This is a genomic window from Thiobacillus thiophilus (assembly GCF_055378705.1).
The window spans coordinates 2,256,234-2,275,171 of record NZ_AP042404.1 but is presented as its reverse complement, the minus strand read 5'-3'; the positions used below and the strand labels follow the sequence as shown (position 1 = coordinate 2,275,171).

Here is an 18,938-nt window from a genome sequence, read left to right as displayed (position 1 = left end):
TCTTTCTACCTTTCACCAAATAATGCGGTACCGATCCGCACGATGGTCGCGCCTTCCAGAACCGCCGCTTCCAGATCGGCCGACATGCCCATCGACAGGGTATCGAGCGCATGGCCGCATGCAATCAGCGCATCGTACGCCTCGCGCACCCGCCGGAAGGCGGCGCGCTGCGCGGCCATACCGGTCGCCGGAGCAGGAATCGCCATCAGCCCGCGCAACCGCAGGCCCGGCAGTTTCGAAACGGCCTCCGCCAGCGCGGGCAACTCAGCCACGGTCATGCCGCCCTTGCTGGTCTCGCCACTGACATTGACCTCGATGCACACCTGCAGCGGCGGCCAGCCGGCAGGGCGCTGCGCGGACAGCCGATCGGCAATTTTCAGCCGATCCACGCCGTGCACCCAGCTGAAGTTCCCGGCGATCGCCCGCGTCTTGTTGCTCTGGATCGGCCCGATGAAATGCCACTGCAGTGGCAGGTCACTCAGCGCGATCTGCTTTTCCAGCGCTTCCTGCAGGTAATTTTCGCCGAATTCATGCTGACCGCAAGCCGCCATGGCGCGCACCGCGGCGGCGGCGAAGGTCTTGCTCACCGCCAGCAGGCGCACCGTTGCCGCGTCGCGCCCCGCCTCAGCGGCGGCGCGCGCAATCCGTGCCCGCACGGCACGCAAACGGTCGCATGGCGTGCCGGCAAAAGGGTGCGCGCCGGTCTCAAGTTTAGGAGAATTCGGGCCGTTATCCATTGCGTTCATTATTGAACAGAAACTCGACAAGTTGAATTGTTGTTCAATAACAGCCTGGGGTTAATTGATATCGATCCGAAACGCAGCGCGGCTTTGGACCATTTTTGTTAAGCCACCAGCCCCGGCCGTTTCATTTGTTTCGTTTCGGATCGATATTTGTCAAAACCCCACCCAATACAGAACGAGGCACGCGTGGACATTTCCGAACTGCTGGCTTTTGCCGTCAAGAACAAGGCTTCCGACCTGCACCTGTCGGCAAGCCTGCCGCCGATGATCCGGGTCAACGGCGACATCCGCCGCATCAACCTGCCACCGATGAATCACAAAGACGTGCACCGCATGGTGTACGACATCATGAACGACAGCCAGCGCAAGGTGTACGAGGAAACGCTGGAACTCGACTTCTCGTTCGAAATCCCGTCGCTGGCGCGTTTCCGTGTCAACGCCTTCAACCAGCAATACGGCGCGGGCGCGGTGTTCCGGACGATTCCGTCGAAAGTGCTGTCGCTGGAAGAGCTCAACTGCCCCCCGATCTTCAAGGAAATCTCCAATCAGCCGCGCGGCATCGTGCTGGTGACCGGGCCGACCGGCTCGGGCAAGTCGACCACGCTGGCGGCGATGATGGACTACGTCAACGAAAACGAGTACGCGCACATTCTGACGGTCGAAGACCCGATCGAATTCGTGCACCAGAGCAAGAAGTGCCTGATCAACCAGCGTGAGGTCGGCCCGCACACGCTGTCGTTTTCCAACGCCCTGCGCTCGGCGCTGCGGGAAGACCCCGACGTCATCCTGGTCGGCGAATTGCGCGACCTCGAAACCATTCGTCTCGCGCTCACCGCCGCCGAAACCGGCCACCTGGTGTTCGGCACCCTGCACACCTCGTCCGCCGCCAAGACCATCGACCGCGTGGTCGACGTCTTCCCGGCAGCGGAAAAGGAAATGGTGCGCTCGATGCTGTCCGAATCGCTGCGCGCCGTCATCTCGCAGACGCTGCTGAAAACCAAGGACGGCACGGGCCGCGTCGCCGCGCATGAAATCATGATCGGCACCCCGGCCATCCGCAACCTGATCCGCGAAGGCAAGGTGGCGCAGATGTATTCGTCGATCCAGACGGGCGGCAACCTGGGCATGCAGACGCTCGACCAGTGCCTGCAGGATCTGGTCAAACGCAACATGGTGGCCTCGGGCGTGGCGCGCAACATGGCACAGAACAAAGACGCATTTCTGGGTTGAGGATCGAACGATGAATGCTGAAAAAACCGTCCACGATTTGCTGCGGCTGATGCTGGCGAAGAATGCCTCCGACCTCTTCCTTACCGCCGGTTTTCCGCCCGCCATCAAGGTCGACGGCAAGATCACCCCGGTGTCGAACCAGACGCTGACGCCCACACACACCAGCGAGCTGGCGCGTTCGATCATGAACGAGCGGCAGTGGAAGGACTTCGAGGCGAGTAACGAATCCAACTTCGCGATCAGCCCGCCCGAGATCGGCCGCTTCCGTGTCAACGTATTCGTGCAGCAGGGGCGCGTCGGCGTCGTGATGCGGACCATCGTCACCAAGATTCCGAAGATGGAAGACCTCAACCTGCCGCCGATCCTGCGCGACGTCGCAATGATCAAGCGCGGGCTGGTCATCTTCGTCGGCGGCACCGGCACCGGCAAATCGACCTCGCTGGCGGCGATGGTGGGCTTTCGCAACGAAAATGCCTGCGACCATATCATCACGGTCGAAGACCCGATCGAATACGTGCACGAGCACAAGAAATCCATCATCACCCAGCGCGAGGTCGGGATCGACACCGACAACTGGTTCTCCGCGCTGAAGAACACCCTGCGGCAGGCGCCCGACGTCATCCTGATCGGCGAGATCCGCGACCGCGAAACCATGGAGTACGCGATCGCATTTGCCGAAACCGGCCACCTGTGTCTGTCGACGCTGCACGCCAACAGCGCCAACCAGGCGCTCGACCGCATCATCAACTTCTTCCCCGAGGAAAAGCGCGACCAGTTGCTGATGGACCTGTCGCTCAACCTCAAATCCTTCATCTCGCAGCGCCTGATCCCGCGCAAGGGCGCCACCGGCCGCGTCGCTGCGGTCGAGATCCTGCTCAACTCGCCACTGATCGCCGACCTCATCTTCAAGGGCCACATCCACGAGATCAAGGAACTCATGGCGAAGTCGCGCGAACTGGGCATGCAGACCTTCGATCAGGCGCTGTTCGACCTCTACGAAGCAGGGATGATTTCCTACGAGGATGCGCTGCGCAATGCCGACAGCCTCAACGACCTGCGCCTGCAGATCAAGCTGCACGGCCAGGAGGCCAAGGGCCGCGACATGATGGCGGGGCTGGATCACCTGGATATCGTCTGATGCCATCCACCCAATGAAACGAGGTGCCTGCACCCCGTTTCATTCGTGTTTCCGAGTGATGCTCAGACTATGCTGTCGGAAGTCTTTTTCGGCCGCATCGACCCGGCAATCAGCTTGTATTGCAGGAAGCGGGTTTCGATCGGACCGTTGAACAGCGGAATGCGCCGGCTGGCCTTGAGGCCCATCAGCTTCGGCAGCAGGGGATCACCGGAAATGATCCACGCCTCCCAGCCGGAAAAATTCTTCTTCAGCCAGTCACCCAAGCGCGGATACCACTCGGCCAGATCCTCGGCTTCGCCCAGCCGTTCGCCGTAAGGCGGGTTGGTGACGATGGTGCCGGCCGGCGTCGGCGGCTTCAGATCCAGCACGTCGGACACCTTCAGGTCGATGACGTCAGCATACCCGGCGGCTTCGAGGTTATTGCGCGTCTTGTCCAGCACCCAACGATCCTGGTCGGCGCCAAAAATGGGCAGTTGCGCCAGTGGCTTTTCCTGCGCCTGTGTCTCGGCCTTAATTTGCTGCCACAGCTTTGCGTCAAAATCGCGGTAGTGCTCGAAGGCGAAATGCCTGCCACGACCCGGCGCGCGGTTGAGCGCCATGTCCGCCGCTTCGAGCAGGATGGTGCCGGCGCCGCACATCGGGTCGAGCAGCGGCGTGCCGGGTTCCCAGCCGGACAGCAGCAACAGCCCGGCGGCGAGGTTTTCCTTGATCGACGCCGCGCTTGCCTCGCGCTTGAAGCCGCGCTTGAACAGCGGCTCGCCACTGGTGTCGAGATAGAAGGTCACCGCGTCGGGTGTGAAGAACGCATACACCGGCACGTCGGGCGCTTCGGTGTCGACGCTCGGGCGTTCATGCGTTTCCTCACGGAAACGGTCGCAGATCGCATCCTTGATTTTCAGCGTGATGAAGTTGAGGCTTTTCAGCGGTGCATTCTGCGCGCCGACTTTCACCGCGATGGTTTTCTTCACGTCGAACCAGTCCGGCCACGGCAGGTCGAGTGCGGCGCGGTAGATATGCTCTTCCTTGCGATAGCGGCTGAATCCGACCTTGCGCAGGATGCGGGTGGCGATGCGCGAAGTCAGGTTGACGCGCATCTCGGCTGCGGCATCGGCCATGAACAGCACGCCGGCAGGCACCTGGCGCACCACCTGCGCGCCGGCGGCCGTAAGCTCGGTTTCGAGCAGCGCCTCCAGCCCGCGCGGGCAGGTGGCGAAATGGCTGGCAGGCGGCAGTGCCTCGCGCTCAGGGCGGACGGGGTGCTGCGGTTTGGTGCGGCGGGATTCGGGTTTCAAACTGGGCTTTCAAAAACATTTATCCGCGAAGGACGCGAAGAATCGCGAAATAAAAAACCAATATTTCTTGAGGTTTCCTTCGCGACCCTTCGCGTCCTTCGCGGATGAAAAAAAGAAGTTAAAACGGCTTCACCACCACCAGCAGCACCACGACCAGCAGCACGATCACCGGAATTTCATTGAACCAGCGGAACCAAACATGCGATTTTGTATTCTGCCTGGCTTCGAACGCGTGCAGCAGGCTTTTACAGACATAGTGGTAGCCGACCAGCCCTGCGACCAGCGCGAGCTTCGCCCACATCCAGTTCATGGAAAGCGGGAAATACGCCAGCCACAGCCAGGTTCCGGTAATCAGCGTCAGCCACATGATGGGTGAAACGAAGCGGTACAATTTGCTCGCCATCAGCAGCAGGCGGTCATACGCCGCATCGTTGGTTTCCATCGCCAGGTTGACGAAGAGACGCGGCAGGTAGAACAGCCCGGCGAACCAGCTCACCACCATCACGATATGAAAAGACTTCAGCCACAGCATGGATAAACAAACCTTGAAGAAATGGACGCCAAGCCCGCTGACGCTGATTTTACTGGGTTTGATCGCCTGGCTGTGGTTTCGCCCGCCGGCCGACGTCAGCGAAGAGAATCGCCCCGTGTCCGCCTGGGCCGTGACCCTGCCCGACGGCCGGGCGCTGAGCAGCGATTCGCTCAAGGGAAAAGTCGTGCTGGTGAATTTCTGGGCGACCTGGTGCCCGTATTGCCGCAAGGAAAAGCCGGCGATCGACGCCTTCTGGCAGGACTACCGCGACAGGGGGTTCGAGGTTATCTCGATCAGCGTCGACGACCCGCCGGAAAAGATCGCCGCCTGGATGCAGGATAAGGACTACGCTTTCATGGCCGCGCCGACCAACGCGTCGGTGACCGCCGCGTTTGGCAACATCGCGAGCGTGCCCACTTCGTTCATCGTCGATACCGAGGGACACGTCCGCCATAAAATCGCCGGACAGGTGCATTACGCCCGGCTGGAGAAACTGGTGGCGCCGCTGTTACGCGCGTCTGCACAATGATGGAAACGCGCCTCAACGAACTCGAAGCCAAGATGGCCTTTGCCGAAGACCTGATCGACACGCTCAACCAGACCGTGGTCCGCCAGCAGGGACAAATTGACTCATTGCAGCAGCAGTTGCGCCTGCTGCATCAGCGGCTGCAGGACGGGCTGCCGGACGAGGCGCGCACCCCGCGCGACGAGATCCCGCCGCACTATTGACCTGTCACACCGCGATCTTCACCACCACCTTGCGGATCGTACCCGCGCTCACCAGCGGCGCGTGCGCGTCGTCGGGGAAAAACAGGCAGAACGACCCCGGCGGAGTAGCAATCCAGCTGGCCGGCGCATCGTTGAAAAACCGGATGTCGCGCGCCGCATCGTAATCCGTCGCCGGGTCCAAGCATTCGGCGAGCGGCTTCCATCCCATTTCGTCGACGCCTTCGAGCACCAGCTGGATGTCGATGTGGCGGCGGTGGCATTCCAGTTTCGCCTCCGCCCGCGCGCGGCCCGGGCAGACCTCGACGATGGCGAACAGCTGGTCGCCCTGGATCGCGTGCTTGCCCGGCTCCAGCGTTTTCAAATCGGTGCCGCGCAGGAACGCGAAGGCGCGCGCGAACAAGGGATGCAAGGCGACGTAGCGGTCGGCCTCGGCAAGGCTTGCCAGGATCATCGCGACAACACTTCCATTACCGGCTGATCGGCTTGTAGCGGATGCGCTTCGGCTTGGCGCCTTCCTCGCCGAGACGCTTTTTCTTGTCGGCCTCGTATTCCTGATAGTTGCCGGGGAAGAACACCACCTGCGAGTCACCCTCGAAGGCGAGGATGTGGGTAGCGATGCGGTCGAGGAACCAGCGGTCGTGCGAGATCACCAGCACGCAGCCGGCGAATTCCAGCAGCGCGTCTTCCAGCGCACGCAGGGTTTCCACGTCGAGGTCGTTCGACGGCTCGTCGAGCAACAGCACGTTGCCACCGGCGAGCAAGGTCTTCGCCATGTGCAGTCGCCCGCGCTCGCCGCCGGAGAGGTTGCCGACGCGCTTCTGCTGGTCGCCGCCCTTGAAGTTGAAGCGGCCGAGGTAGGCGCGCGACGGCGTTTCGTAGCGGCCGACGGTGAGAATGTCGCGGCCTTCGGCGACTTCGTCGAATACGGTCTTGTCGGCTGACAGCGCATCGCGGCTCTGGTCGACGTAGGCAAGCTTCACTGTCTGGCCGATCTCGACTTCGCCGCTGTCCGGTTTTTCCTGGCCGGTGATCATCTTGAAGAAGGTCGACTTGCCGGCGCCGTTGGGGCCGATGATGCCAACGATGGCGCCGGGCGGCACCGAAAAACTCAGGTCATCGATCAGCAGGCGGTCGCCAAAGGATTTCGTCACGTGATGGAAGTCGATCACCTTGTCGCCCAGCCGCTCGCCGACCGGGATGAAGATCTCCTGTGTCTCGTTGCGCTTCTGGTATTCGACCGAGTTGAGTTCCTCGAAGCGCGCCAGGCGCGCCTTCGATTTGGCCTGGCGCGCCTTGGGGTTCTGCCGCACCCATTCGAGCTCCTGCTTCATCGTCTTGATGCGGCCAAGCTCCTGCTTGGATTCGGTCTCCAGCCGCGCTTCCTTCTGTTCCAGCCAGCTGGTGTAGTTGCCCTTCCACGGGATGCCGTGGCCGCGGTCGAGTTCGAGAATCCACTCGGCGGCGTTGTCGAGGAAGTAGCGGTCGTGCGTCACCGCCACCACGGTGCCGGGGTAGCGCACCAGGAACTGCTCCAGCCAGTCGACCGACTCGGCGTCGAGGTGGTTGGTCGGCTCGTCCAGTAACAGCATGTCGGGGTTGGACAGCAAGAGCTGGCACAGCGCGACGCGACGCTTCTCGCCGCCCGACAGGTTGCCGACCACCGCATCCCACGGCGGCAGGCGCAGCGCATCGGCGGCGATTTCCATCTGCGTGTCGAGGTCGGCGCCGGCGGTGGCGAGGATCGCCTCGCACTTGGCCTGCTCCTCGGCCAGGGCGTCGAAGTCGGCATCGGGCTCGGCGTAGGCGGCGTAGATTTCATCGAGCCGGGCCTTGGCCCCGACGATCTCGCCCAGCCCCGCTTCGACCGCCTGCCGTACCGTGTGCGCCGGGTCGAGCTGCGGCTCCTGTTCCAGATACCCGATGCGGATACCCGACATCGGGATCGCCTCACCCTCGAAGTCACGGTCCACCCCCGCCATGATGCGGATCAGCGAGGACTTGCCGGAGCCGTTCTGACCCAGAAGACCGATCTTGGCGCCGGGGAAAAAGCTGAGCGAAATGTCCTTCAGGATCTGCCGCTTGGGCGGCACGATCTTGCCGACACGGTTGAGGGAGTAAACGTATTGCGCCATGAATAAAAACCCAGAAAAAAGTTTATTGAATACGTGCGCCGGGGCACGGGTCGAATATGCAGCCGTTGCCCGGATTGCGGCTGACGTAGCTGCCGTCGGGACACTGTTTGACGTCGGCCGGACAGACGATGGTATCGCCGGACATCGGTGGCGGGGGCGGTCCGGCCGGCGCGAGCTTACCGGCGACAGGCAGGGACGTGCCACAGGCGCCCAGCACCAGCAGCAAGGCGGCCACGGAAAAAACCTTGATCAAGACAATTCCTTGTCCAGCAGCGCCTTCAGTTTGACGAAATCGAGCTCGCCCAGCTTTTGTTCGAGGATGCGGCCGTCCTTGCCGATGATGAAGCTGGTGGGGGTGAGCTGCACGTTGCCGAAGGCGCGCGCGTGTTCGCCGTCGACATCGAGCGCAACCGGAAACGGCAGCTGTCGCGTCCGCACGAAATTGGCCACGTAATTGGGTGGATCGTAGTGCATCGCCACCGCAACGATCTCAAAGCCACGGTCCTTGTATTGGTTGTAGGTTTCCACCATGCCCGGCATTTCCTTGATGCAACCGGGGCAGGAGGTCGCCCAGAAATTGACCAGCACCACGTTGCCGCGCAGTTCATCGAGGGCGATGGGCTTGCCTTCCAGCGTGGTGAAGGTGGCCGCCGGCGCACCGGGCTTGTCCGTCAGAGCGTAGGCCAGCGCGCCCACAAGGGCGAGTATGGCCACGGCAATGAGCAGCGATTTAGTGATTTTCACGGTTTTCCTCGCACCTTGGATCTTGTGTCTACGATGCGTACGACCGCGCCAGCGCGACATAATGCTCGGCAGAATAATTGAAGTAGGCGATTTCTTCCTCGGTCAACGCACGCACCAGCTTGGCGGGACGGCCCAGATACAGATGGCCGGATTCGAGGGTCCTGCCTTCCGGCACCAACGAGCCGGCGCCCAGCAAGACATGTTTTTGGATCACCGCACGGTCGAGAATGATCGAGCCCATTCCGATCAGGCATTCGTCCTCGATGGTGCAGGCATGCAGGATGACGCTATGGCCGACGGTGACGCGCGCGCCGATGACGAGCGGCCCGCCCTTTGGGTTGGCCGGCGTCTTGTGCGACACGTGCAGCACGCTGTTGTCCTGGATGTTGCTCGCTTCGCCGATGGCAACCGCGTTGACGTCGCCGCGGATCACCGCGCCCGGCCACACCGAGGCGTCGCGACCGAAGCTGACCTCGCCGATGACCGTGGCACGCGGATGCACCCAGGCGCCGGCGGCAAGTTGCGGATGGACACCCCGGTAGGGGGCGATGGGGTCTATAGCCATGGTTATCTTGTGGTTGAAACGCAGCAAAGCCGGGCTCAAATTATAATCGTTGAGCGTTGTCGCTTTTCCTCCGCATTTTCCGCGTCCTCTTTTGAAAGATTTGCCATGAATACCCCGATGGGAATCAATCCCCTGCTCGACTTTTCCGGTCTGCCGCGTTTCGCCGAATTCAAGCCCGAATACGTCACCCCCGCCATCGACCAGCTGCTGGCCGACGCCCGCGCTGCCGTGACACGCGCCGAAGCCGCCGACACCCCGGCCGAGTGGGACGCCTTCGTCGCCCCGCTCGAAGATGCCAACGAAAAGCTGGGCCGCGCCTGGGGCCAGGTGTCGCACCTGCATTCGGTGATGGATTCGCCCGAGCTGCGCGAGGTCTACAATGAAAACCTGCCGAAAATCACTGTCTACTACGCCGAACTGGGGCAGAACGAGGCACTGTTCGCCAAGTTCAAGGCCTTGAAGGCGAGCCCTGGCTACGCCGCGCTGTCCGCGCCGCGCAAGAAGATCGTGGAGAACGAGCTGCGCGACTTCCGCCTCGGCGGCGCCGAACTGCCGGCCGACAAGAAGGCGCGCTTCATGCAGGTGCAGGAAGCGCTGGCGCAGCTCTCCGCCAAGTTCGAGGAGAACATCCTCGACGCCACCAACGACTTCGCACTCTATATAGACGATGCGGGCGAGCTGGCCGGCGTGCCGGACGACGTGCGGGCGATGATGCAAGCCGCCGCCGAGGCCGACGGCAAGACCGGCTTCAAGATCACCCTGCACATGCCGTCCTACCTGCCGGTGATGCAGTACGCCGACAACCGCGAACTGCGCGAAACGGCCTACCGCGCCTACGTCACCCGCGCTTCCGAATTCGGCAAGCCCGAGCTCGACAACACGCCGCTGATCGGCAGCATTCTCAAACTGCGGCGCGAGGCGGCCGAGCTGCTCGATTTCAAAAGCTACGCCGAGGTTTCGCTGGCAGCCAAGATGGCCGACACCCCGGCCGAGGTGCTGAAGTTCCTCGACGAACTCGGCGCCCGCGCGCGCCCCTACGCCGAAAAGGACTATGCCGAGCTGAAGGCCTTCGCCCGCGACGAGATCGGGTTGAGCGACCTGCAGGCGTGGGACACCCCCTACGCGGCGGAAAAGCTCAGCATCGCCCGCTACAGCTTTTCCGATCAGGAAGTGAAGCAGTACTTCCCCGAGCCGCGCGTGCTGGCGGGCCTGTTCAAACTGATCGAGACGCTCTACGGCCTGCACGTGCGCGAGGACAGCGCGCCGGTGTGGCACTCCGACGTCAGGTTCTACACGCTTTCCGACCACACCGGCCAGCGCATCGGCCAGTTCTACCTCGACCTCTACGCGCGCGCCTCCAAGCGCGGCGGCGCCTGGATGGACGACGTCATCACCCGCCGCAAAACGAGCGACGGCATCCAGACGCCGGTGGCCTATCTCAACTGCAACTTCTCCGGGCCGGTGGGCGGCAAGCCTGCCCTCTTCACCCACGACGAGGTCATCACCCTGTTTCACGAGGCCGGCCACGGCCTGCACCACCTGCTCACCCAAATCGAGGAGCTCGGTGTCTCCGGCATCAACGGCGTCGAGTGGGACGCGGTCGAACTGCCGAGCCAGTTCATGGAAAACTTCTGCTGGGAATGGGACGTGCTGAAGCACATGACCGCGCACGTCGACACCGGCGAGCCGCTGCCGCGCGCGCTGTTCGACAAGATGCTGGCGGCGAAGAACTTCCAGGCCGGCCTGCAGACGCTGCGCCAGATCGAGTTCGCCAGCTTCGACATGCACCTGCACGATGACTTCGACCCCAACGGCCCCCGCACCGCGCAGGACCTGATCGACGACATCCGGAAGAAAGTCGCGGTCATCATTCCGCCGGCCTGGAGCCGCTTCCCCAACAACTTCTCGCACATCTTCGCCGGCGGCTACGCGGCTGGCTACTACAGCTACAAGTGGGCGGAAGTGCTGTCCGCCGACGCCTACGCGCTGTTCGAGGACGAGGCCGAAGGCTACGGCGGCGTGCTCAACCCCGAAGTCGGCCGCCACTTCTGGAGCGAAATCCTCGCCCAGGGCGGCGCGCGCCCGGCACTCGAATCGTTCAAGGCCTTCCGCGGCCGCGAACCGACCATCGACGCCCTGTTGCGACACAACGGCATGGCATGAGCGTGGTTGTTGCCGCATACGATTCCACATGGGCTTCAGCCCATAGTGGATCGGAGTCCTTTGGGGCTTCAGCGGCTTTAGTGCGAAGTTGTTGACGACCTGTCGTCTTTACAACTTCGGCCTACCCCTTGCGGGTACAACCACGGCCTGTCCCTTGCGGGTAAAGCTTCACCCCACGGTGGCCGTTAAAAGAGGGATCACGTTTTTCGGGAGCATGGCATGAAAGCAGGAACCCTCTTGATGGCAGTCTGCCTGACGATAGCAAGCGCGTCGCTTGCCGCCGCCCAGCTGTACCAGTGGAAGGATGCGCAGGGCCGCACGGTATACAGCGACCAGCCGCCGCCGCCCAGCATCCACAACGCCCAGCAAAAATCGTTCAAGGGCAACGTCATCGAGATCGGCGATTCCTACGCACTCAAAACCGCACGCGAGAAATTCCCCATCACCCTCTACGCCAGCGCGTGCGGCGCGCCCTGCGACCAGGCGCGGCAACTTCTCACCGAGCGCGGCGTGCCCTTCAGCAACAAGGACCCGCAAGCCAATCCCAGCGCCCAGGCCGAACTGCAAAAGCTCACCGGGCGTTCGAGCGTACCGGTGCTGGTGGTCGGCAGCGACAAGATCGACGGCTTTGAAACCGGCCAGTGGCAAGCCATGCTGGATCGCGCCGGTTATCCCAAATCCGCCCCGCCCGGCCGCAAGCCGGCGCCGCAAACCGCCGTGGCCCCGGCGCCAGCCGCCCCCTGAAGATCGCGCCGCCCAACGCCGCTGCCCTATTGCTCTAAAGAACTCCGATCCACTATGGGCTAAAGCCCATGTGGAATCGTATGCGCTACACTCGGCAGCATGAAAATCGCCGCCTGGAACGTCAACTCCCTCAAGGTCCGCCTGCCCCAGCTGCTGGATTTTCTCGCCACCCGCCAGCCCGACGCGGTGTGCCTGCAGGAAACCAAACTTACCGATGAAAACTTCCCGGTCGCCGAGCTGGAAGCGGCCGGCTACCGCGTCGCCTTCGCCGGCCAGAAAACCTATAACGGCGTCGCCATCGTCAGCCGCAGCGAACTGCTCGACGTGCAGGTCGGCATCCCGGGGCTGGAGGACGAGCAAAAGCGGGTCATCGCCGCCACCGTCGACGGCGTGCGGCTGGTGTGCGTGTATTGCCCCAACGGCCAGAGCCTCGATTCCGACAAGTACCCCTACAAGCTCGCCTGGTTCGACGCCCTCGCCGCCTGGCTGAAGGACGAACTGGCACGCCACCCCAAGCTCGCCGTGCTCGGCGACTACAACGTCGCCCCGGAAGACCGCGACGTGCACGATCCCGAGGCGTGGAAGGGCAGCGTGCTGGTGTCGGAACCCGAACGCGAGCGCTTCCGCAACGTGTTGGCGCTGGGCCTGAAAGACAGCTTCCGGCTATTCGAGCAGCCGGAAAAAAGCTACAGCTGGTGGGACTACCGGATGATGGGCTTCCGCCGCAACCACGGCATGCGTATCGACCACATCCTGCTTTCCGAACCGCTCGCCGCCGTCTGCACCGCCGCCAGCATCGACCGCGACATGCGCAAACTGGAGCGGCCGTCGGATCACGCGCCGGTGCTGGCGGAATTAGATTTGGCCACGGATTAAAAAAGGGGCGCCCATAGAGCGCCCCAGCTTCCTTCGGAGAAAGGATGGATCAGAGGTTGTAGGCCCGCTCGCCGTGGCTGGCGGTATCCAGACCTTCACGTTCCTGTTCTTCACTGACGCGCAGGCCCATGGTCATGTCGATCAGCTTGAACAGCACCAGGCTGACCACGCCCGACCAGGCGATGGTGATGAGTACGCCGGTGGCCTGCGTCAACACCTGCCCGCCCATTGTGTAGTCGTCGACCCCGACGCCACCCAGAGCCGGCGCGACGAAGATGCCGGTGCCGATGGCGCCGATGATGCCGCCGATACCGTGGATACCGAAGACGTCGAGCGAGTCGTCGTAGCCGAGCATCTTTTTCAGGCCGGTCACACCCCACAGGCAGACCACGCCGGCAATCGCGCCAAGGACGATCGCGCCCATCGGGCCGACCAGGCCGGCTGCCGGGGTCACCGCTACCAGCCCAGCAACCACGCCGGACGCGAGGCCCAGCATGGAAGGCTTGCCGCGCAGCATCCACTCGGCCAGCATCCAGGCCATGCCCGCCGCCGCGGTGGCAAGGATGGTATTGAGGAAGGCGAGCGCCGCGCCGCCGGTGGCTTCGAGGTTGGAGCCGGCATTGAAGCCGAACCAGCCCACCCACAGCAGCGAGGCGCCGATCATGGTCAGCGGCAGGCTGTGCGGCGGCATCGCGTCGCGGCCGTAGCCGATGCGCTTGCCCAGCACGATGGCGCCCACCAGCGCGGCGATGCCGGCGTTGATGTGCACCACGGTGCCGCCCGCGAAGTCCAGCGCGCCGTGTTCAAACAGATAACCGCCGCTTGCCCACACCATGTGCGTGATCGGCAGATAGGAGAAAGTGAACCACAGCGCGCCGAACACCATCAGCGCGGAGAACTTCACCCGTTCGGCCAAGCCGCCGACGATCAGCGCAACGGTGATGGCGGCAAAGGTCAGCTGGAACGCGACGAACACCAGTTCCGGAATCACCACACCGTCGGTGAAGGTCGCCGCCGTGCTGTCCACGGTGATGCCGGCGAGGAACAGCTTCGACAGATCGCCGATCGCCCAGTTGAGGCCGCCGCCGTCGCCGAACGCCAGCGAGTAGCCGTACACCGCCCACAGGAGCGAGATCAGGCAGAAGATGGCCATCACCTGGGTCAGCACCGACAGCATGTTCTTGGCGCGCACCAGACCACCGTAGAACAGCGCCACGCCGGGGATGATCATCAGGATCACCAGCAGGGTGGAGAGCATCATCCAGGCGGTGTCGCCCTTGTCCGGCACCGGCGCGGCGGCGGCGGCGGCGGCAGCCATTTCGGACACCGCTTCCACCACGGGCTCGACCACGTCCTGCGCCAGCGCCAGGCCGGGAGACAACAAGGCAAACAACAGGCCCAGCGAAGCAAATAAGGTTTTCATGTTCATGCTCCTCAAAGGGCGTCGGGGCCGGTTTCGCCGGTGCGGATGCGCATGACCTGTTCCAGGCTGATGACAAAAATCTTGCCGTCGCCGATCTTGCCGGTGTTGGCCGCTTTCTCGATCGCCTCGATCACGCGCTCCAGCAGCTCGGCCTTGATGGCCACTTCGATCTTCACCTTGGGCAGGAAATCGACCACGTACTCCGCGCCGCGATACAGCTCGGTGTGGCCCTTCTGCCGCCCAAACCCCTTCACTTCCGTGACCGTCAAGCCGGTGATACCGATGGCGGACAACGCCTCGCGCACTTCGTCCAGCTTGAATGGCTTGATGATTGCCGTTACGAATTTCATGCCTATCTCCCAAGATTGGAAAGGGAGGCGGCCTGGCCGCCCCGGTTAAACGGACTCAGAAAGACTTGCCGACGGAAACAATGAAACGGTCGTCGGCAAATTTGCCATAGAGGTCCTCACCGTCATCGTCAGTGGCCACATAGGCCAAGCCGACGTTGAAGCCGCCGAATTCCTTGGCCAGGCTGAGCTTGTAATCCGCATAGCCATCCTGGGCCCCTTCGCCGGTGGTGTAGCCATAGTGAAGACCGAGCATGACGGCAGCGGGCAACTCATAATTGAAGCTGGCATCCCAGTAGACCGTGCCATCGGAATCGGCAGCGCCGAAGTAATCCGTGGCGCTGTAGGAGGCCTTCAGCCCGAACCACTTGTAGGTCAGGCCGGCATAGGCCTCGAGCGTGTCTGCATCGGACAGGTCGGGGTAGAAATACTGGAGCAGGCCGACGTCGAAACCGAGGTCACCGGTGATCTTGCCGCGGTAGCCGCCATAAACGTCCCATTCCATGTTGGCGTCGCCAAAATCGACATTGGAACCCCAGGTCCCCAGGTAGAACCCGCTGGCGTGGGCATAATCGAAGCCCCCCTGGATGGCGGGGTCCTCATCGGTCTGGGAAACGCCACGGAAAGCATAGTCAGAAAAAAAGCCCAGATTGCCGCTGAGACTGTGCGGCGATTCTTCAGCTGCCATTGCAAAAGTGGGCACGCCGACCAGACCGGTCAGAACCAAAGCGTGTACAAGTTTTTTCATGAGTTTCTCCGTGGATGAAGTCGCGCAAATTTGCACTTTTCGTTCAGCACAAGCCGTGCCAGATAATTTCTCATTAAAAAACAATATGTTGTAATTACCAATCTGCTCACACGGGCATAGACTGCACTTTCGTGGTGCGTCATGAAATCGTCATGCACCCTCTTTGTGCCGTGCGCTGCAAACGAGTGCCAGTACGCCATACACCCGGTGCTTGCTACACTCCGCCCATTAACAGGAGGCCTCCATGAACCCGAATCCGAAATTCCCCAATCCCGCTTTCATCAACGATCTGGTCAACAAACTGGGCGAGGCGTTGAAGCAGTCGCCCGCGAAGGACATCGAAAAGAATCTCAAGGCCGGGGTGACCTCGATGCTTGGCAAGCTGGATATGGTGAGCCGGGAGGAATTCGACGTGCAGACCGAAGTGCTGGCGCGCACCCGCGAAAAACTCATGCAGCTGGAAGCGCGCCTGTCCGAGCTGGAAAAGCAGCAGCTCGAAGACTGATCCGGTGGCCGTCGCCGTCGTCAAAAGCCGGGCGTTGAACGGCATGGACGCGCCCGAGGTGGTGGTCGAGGCGCATCTGGCCAACGGCCTGCCGGCGTTCACCCTGGTGGGGCTGCCCGAAACCGAGGTGAAGGAAGCGCGCGACCGCGTGCGCGCGGCGATCCAGAATGCGCGCTATGAATTCCCGGCGCGGCGCATCACGGTCAACCTCGCGCCGGCCGACCTGCCCAAGGAATCCGGGCGTTTCGACCTGCCGATCGCGCTGGCGATCCTCGCCGCCTCCGGACAGATTCCCGCCGACAAGTTCAAGCACGCCGAATTCGCCGGCGAACTGGCGCTGACCGGCGAGCTGCGCCCGGTGCGCGGCGCGCTGGCGATGGCGCTGGCCACCCGCAAGGCGGACAGGCTGCTGGTACTGCCCGCTGCATCGGCCGGCGAAGCGGCACTCGCCAGCGGGGTCGAGACGCGCGGCGCGACCAGCCTGCTGGAAGTGTGCGCATGGCTGGCCGGCCAGGGTTCCCTGCTCGAACCCGAATCCGACCCCACACCCGCCGCGCCGGCTTACCCCGATTTCGCCGACGTCAAGGGCCAGGCCGCCACCAAGCGCGCGCTCGAAGTCGCCGCCGCCGGCAATCATTCCGTGTTGATGGCAGGCCCGCCCGGCACCGGCAAGTCGATGCTGGCCGCGCGCTTTCCCGGCATCCTGCCGGCGATGAGCGAGGACGAAGCGCTGGAAGCCGCCGCGGTGCAATCGCTCAACGGCGGCTTTCGCTTCGAACACTGGAAGCGGCGCCCGTTTCGTGCGCCGCACCACACCGCTTCCGCGGTGGCGCTGGTCGGCGGCGGCGGCAATCCGCGTCCAGGCGAGATTTCGCTGGCGCACCACGGCGTGCTGTTTCTCGACGAGTTGCCCGAGTTCTCGCGACAGGTGCTGGAAGTGCTGCGCGAACCGCTGGAGACCGGCCGCATCACGATTTCGCGCGCGGCGCGGCAGGCCGATTTTCCGGCGCGCTTCCAGCTGGTGGCGGCGATGAATCCCTGCCCCTGCGGCTACCTCGGCCACCCCACCCAGGCGTGCCGCGACACGCCGGACCAGATCAGCCGTTATCGCGGACGTATTTCCGGGCCGCTGCTCGACCGCATCGACATCCAGATCAGCGTGCCCGCATTGACGCAGGACGAGCTGATGCAAGCCGGCGCGGGCGAGGCCAGCGCCGCCATCCGCACACGCGTGCAAGCCGCGCGCGAGCGCCAGATGGCGCGCCAGGGCAAACCCAACGCCGCGCTCGGCACCCAGGAAATCGACCACCACTGCACCCTGGACGCAGCCAGCGAAGCCCTGCTGAAACAGGCGATTGTCCGGCTGAACCTGTCTGCGCGCGCCTACCACCGCGTGCTCAAACTGGCACGCAGCGTGGCTGACCTGGCGGGCTGCGACACCATCAGCACGACCCACCTGGCCGAGGCGATTCAATACCGGAGGCAGGCGACATGAGCGACCCCTACGAATCCTGGCGGGAAGAGAAACGTTCCGCCTGGCTCTATCGCGTGGTGGCCGAATGCGAACGCGGCACCCCGCGCGCAGCATTGTTCAAGGAACTGGCGCAGGCTGCCGACGAACAGGCCGAGCTCTGGCTGGCCATCATCGTGAAGAAAGGGGGGCAGGCGCCGACCGCGTTCCACCCCGAACTGCGAACCCGCGTGGTGGCCACCCTCACCCGCATTTTCAAGCCACGCGCCATGCGCGGCATCCTGGCGGCGATGAAAGTGCGCGGCATGGCGATCTACACCAAAAATCCGCCCCATGCCATGCCGACCCGTCTCGACGACTTCGGCAAACGCCACCAGAGCGGCAGTGCCGGCAATGCCCTGCGCGCCGCCGTGTTCGGCGTCAACGACGGCCTGGTGTCGAATGCCGCGCTGATTTATGGCGTGGCCGGCGCCGCGCCGGAGCCGGGCATTATCGTGCTGACCGGCGTGGCCGGATTGCTGGCGGGGGCGTTCTCGATGGCAGCGGGCGAATATGTCTCGGTACGCTCACAGCGCGAAATGTTCGAGTACCAGATTGGCCTGGAACGCGACGAACTGGAGGAGTACCCGGAGGAAGAAGCGGCCGAACTGGCGCTGATTTACGCTGCCAAGGGCATGCCAATGGACGAGGCGCGGCGGGTGGCTACCACCCTGATGCAGGATCCCGAGCGCGCACTCGACACCCTGGCGCGCGAGGAACTCGGCCTTAACCCGGACGAACTCGGCTCGCCGTGGGTGGCGGCCACCTCGTCGTTTACGGCGTTTACTGTGGGCGCGGCGTTGCCACTGCTGCCCTTCCTTCTGAGCCACGACCACGCCCTGACTGCATCCATCGCGCTTACTGCCGCAGGCCTATTTGCCGTCGGCGCCAGCATGAGCCTGTTCACCGGCCGCCATGCTCTCCTGAGCGGGCTGCGGATGCTGGCGATCGGAGGCGCCGCCGGATTGGCGACTTATTTCATCGGCGCCTGGCTGGGGGTTTCGCTGGGCTGAGATTTAAGCAGAAATTCTGATCAATGTTGGTTTTCGGCAATTGCGGCCGACTGTTCTCAACGCGTTGCAGTTATTCAGGCTGACTACACCAAGGGTCGGCTTGTCGGCCTGAACAGTCATTGGGGGATTGCTACTTGGGTGACTGCTCGAATTCGCATAGCTGCCGTTCGACCTTTGGCAACGAAAATTCAGCATCGATAATTCGCAACGGCTGCTTACCAATAAACGCTACTCACCCTATCGATCTGTTGCTGTCATTCATCGACTGCTGCTCGGCTAGCACCAATGCAGCGAAAGCAGGCTTCCAATTCGAGTATTTTGCCAAGCTTTCCCGTGCCGATTCTGGACCATGATTTATGAGGGTTTGGCCGTTGGCCTGTAGGGTCAATGATGATTGCATTCGATTTGTTGGTTTGGCGCGCAGTAATGTGGACATCCAAGCTGGATCACTGCAATGTGAATCACATGTGTTTTCTTTGGTGGGTTGCGGATGAACTAAGTATG

Annotated in this window: 21 protein-coding genes; 10 read left to right on the top strand and 11 right to left on the bottom strand. The window is 62.9% G+C overall.

Going from position 1 to position 18,938, the window contains the following annotated elements:
* Window positions 1-5 precede the first annotated feature (5 nt).
* Window positions 6-737, bottom strand: a complete 732-nt coding sequence (locus ACZ41T_RS11165; RefSeq protein ID WP_464923963.1) for a YggS family pyridoxal phosphate-dependent enzyme — start codon at window positions 735-737, stop codon at window positions 6-8.
* Between the two features lie 192 nt (window positions 738-929).
* On the opposite strand from ACZ41T_RS11165, the gene ACZ41T_RS11160 reads away from it, so the two are divergent.
* On the top strand, window positions 930-1,973 hold the full coding sequence (locus ACZ41T_RS11160) for a type IV pilus twitching motility protein PilT (protein WP_464921468.1): 1,044 nt from the start codon (window positions 930-932) through the stop codon (window positions 1,971-1,973).
* 10 nt (window positions 1,974-1,983) lie between these two features.
* Window positions 1,984-3,111: a PilT/PilU family type 4a pilus ATPase gene (locus tag ACZ41T_RS11155; protein ID WP_464921467.1), complete on the top strand. Its 1,128-nt coding sequence runs from the start codon at window positions 1,984-1,986 to the stop codon at window positions 3,109-3,111.
* Between the two features lie 62 nt (window positions 3,112-3,173).
* On the opposite strand, the gene ACZ41T_RS11150 is transcribed toward ACZ41T_RS11155, so the two are convergent.
* Both ACZ41T_RS11150 and ACZ41T_RS11145 read right to left on the bottom strand, forming a co-directional pair.
* A complete protein-coding gene (locus ACZ41T_RS11150) occupies window positions 3,174-4,403 on the bottom strand; it encodes a THUMP domain-containing class I SAM-dependent RNA methyltransferase (protein WP_464921466.1) in 1,230 nt (409 codons plus the stop codon).
* 118 nt (window positions 4,404-4,521) lie between these two features.
* Window positions 4,522-4,935, bottom strand: coding sequence for a CopD family protein (locus ACZ41T_RS11145; protein ID WP_464921465.1), 414 nt, complete (start codon window positions 4,933-4,935; stop codon window positions 4,522-4,524).
* Here ACZ41T_RS11145 and ACZ41T_RS11140 point away from each other — a divergent pair.
* Both ACZ41T_RS11140 and ACZ41T_RS11135 read left to right on the top strand, forming a co-directional pair.
* Window positions 4,934-5,464, top strand: coding sequence for a TlpA family protein disulfide reductase (locus ACZ41T_RS11140; RefSeq protein ID WP_464921464.1), 531 nt, complete (start codon window positions 4,934-4,936; stop codon window positions 5,462-5,464). The two genes, ACZ41T_RS11145 and ACZ41T_RS11140, sit on opposite strands and share 2 nt — an antisense overlap.
* Window positions 5,461-5,664: a SlyX family protein gene (locus tag ACZ41T_RS11135; RefSeq protein WP_464921463.1), complete on the top strand. Its 204-nt coding sequence runs from the start codon at window positions 5,461-5,463 to the stop codon at window positions 5,662-5,664. The genes ACZ41T_RS11140 and ACZ41T_RS11135 overlap by 4 nt, the downstream gene beginning before the upstream one ends.
* A 4-nt stretch (window positions 5,665-5,668) precedes the next feature.
* Here ACZ41T_RS11135 and ACZ41T_RS11130 read toward each other — a convergent pair whose 3' ends face one another.
* Genes ACZ41T_RS11130 through ACZ41T_RS11110 form a run of 5 tightly spaced genes read right to left on the bottom strand, consistent with a single transcriptional unit; the run spans window position 5,669 to window position 9,105 of the window.
* The gene (locus ACZ41T_RS11130; RefSeq protein WP_464921462.1) at window positions 5,669-6,115 is read right to left on the bottom strand and encodes a NanQ anomerase/TabA/YiaL family protein; all 447 of its coding nucleotides are present in this window, start codon (window positions 6,113-6,115) and stop codon (window positions 5,669-5,671) included.
* 16 nt (window positions 6,116-6,131) lie between these two features.
* Window positions 6,132-7,796, bottom strand: coding sequence for an energy-dependent translational throttle protein EttA (gene ettA, locus ACZ41T_RS11125; protein WP_464921461.1), 1,665 nt, complete (start codon window positions 7,794-7,796; stop codon window positions 6,132-6,134).
* A gap of 22 nt (window positions 7,797-7,818) precedes the next feature.
* Complete coding sequence (locus ACZ41T_RS11120; protein WP_464921460.1) at window positions 7,819-8,049, bottom strand: hypothetical protein; 231 nt, start codon at window positions 8,047-8,049, stop codon at window positions 7,819-7,821.
* Window positions 8,046-8,540 (bottom strand): peroxiredoxin family protein, encoded by a 495-nt coding sequence (locus tag ACZ41T_RS11115; protein WP_464921459.1) that lies wholly within the window; start codon window positions 8,538-8,540, stop codon window positions 8,046-8,048. Before ACZ41T_RS11115 ends, ACZ41T_RS11120 begins: the two co-directional genes overlap by 4 nt.
* A 28-nt stretch (window positions 8,541-8,568) precedes the next feature.
* Window positions 8,569-9,105 (bottom strand): gamma carbonic anhydrase family protein, encoded by a 537-nt coding sequence (locus ACZ41T_RS11110; protein WP_464921458.1) that lies wholly within the window; start codon window positions 9,103-9,105, stop codon window positions 8,569-8,571.
* A 105-nt stretch (window positions 9,106-9,210) separates the two neighbouring features.
* Here ACZ41T_RS11110 and ACZ41T_RS11105 point away from each other — a divergent pair, with 105 nt between their 5' ends.
* From ACZ41T_RS11105 to xth, 3 genes are all read left to right on the top strand, one after another.
* Entirely contained in the window at window positions 9,211-11,268 is a 2,058-nt protein-coding gene (locus tag ACZ41T_RS11105) for a M3 family metallopeptidase (RefSeq protein ID WP_464921457.1), read from the top strand.
* A 219-nt stretch (window positions 11,269-11,487) separates the two neighbouring features.
* Window positions 11,488-12,012 (top strand): glutaredoxin family protein, encoded by a 525-nt coding sequence (locus ACZ41T_RS11100; RefSeq protein ID WP_464921456.1) that lies wholly within the window; start codon window positions 11,488-11,490, stop codon window positions 12,010-12,012.
* Between the two features lie 99 nt (window positions 12,013-12,111).
* The gene (xth, locus tag ACZ41T_RS11095) at window positions 12,112-12,888 is read left to right on the top strand and encodes an exodeoxyribonuclease III (protein WP_464921455.1); all 777 of its coding nucleotides are present in this window, start codon (window positions 12,112-12,114) and stop codon (window positions 12,886-12,888) included.
* Window positions 12,889-12,937: 49 nt separating this feature from the next.
* On the opposite strand, the gene ACZ41T_RS11090 is transcribed toward xth, so the two are convergent.
* The 3 genes from ACZ41T_RS11090 to ACZ41T_RS11080 are packed head-to-tail and all read right to left on the bottom strand — an operon-like array spanning window position 12,938 to window position 15,406.
* Entirely contained in the window at window positions 12,938-14,311 is a 1,374-nt protein-coding gene (locus ACZ41T_RS11090; protein WP_464921454.1) for an ammonium transporter, read from the bottom strand.
* An 11-nt stretch (window positions 14,312-14,322) separates the two neighbouring features.
* Entirely contained in the window at window positions 14,323-14,661 is a 339-nt protein-coding gene (gene glnK, locus ACZ41T_RS11085; protein ID WP_464921453.1) for a P-II family nitrogen regulator, read from the bottom strand.
* A gap of 55 nt (window positions 14,662-14,716) precedes the next feature.
* Complete coding sequence (locus ACZ41T_RS11080) at window positions 14,717-15,406, bottom strand: TorF family putative porin (RefSeq protein WP_464921452.1); 690 nt, start codon at window positions 15,404-15,406, stop codon at window positions 14,717-14,719.
* 244 nt (window positions 15,407-15,650) lie between these two features.
* Here ACZ41T_RS11080 and ACZ41T_RS11075 point away from each other — a divergent pair, with 244 nt between their 5' ends.
* The 3 genes from ACZ41T_RS11075 to ACZ41T_RS11065 are packed head-to-tail and all read left to right on the top strand — an operon-like array spanning window position 15,651 to window position 18,434.
* Window positions 15,651-15,911, top strand: a complete 261-nt coding sequence (locus tag ACZ41T_RS11075; RefSeq protein ID WP_464921451.1) for an accessory factor UbiK family protein — start codon at window positions 15,651-15,653, stop codon at window positions 15,909-15,911.
* Between the two features lie 4 nt (window positions 15,912-15,915).
* Complete coding sequence (locus ACZ41T_RS11070; protein ID WP_464921450.1) at window positions 15,916-17,406, top strand: YifB family Mg chelatase-like AAA ATPase; 1,491 nt, start codon at window positions 15,916-15,918, stop codon at window positions 17,404-17,406.
* Complete coding sequence (locus tag ACZ41T_RS11065) at window positions 17,403-18,434, top strand: VIT1/CCC1 transporter family protein (RefSeq protein WP_464921449.1); 1,032 nt, start codon at window positions 17,403-17,405, stop codon at window positions 18,432-18,434. Before ACZ41T_RS11070 ends, ACZ41T_RS11065 begins: the two co-directional genes overlap by 4 nt.
* The last annotated feature ends 504 nt before the right edge of the window (window positions 18,435-18,938 follow it).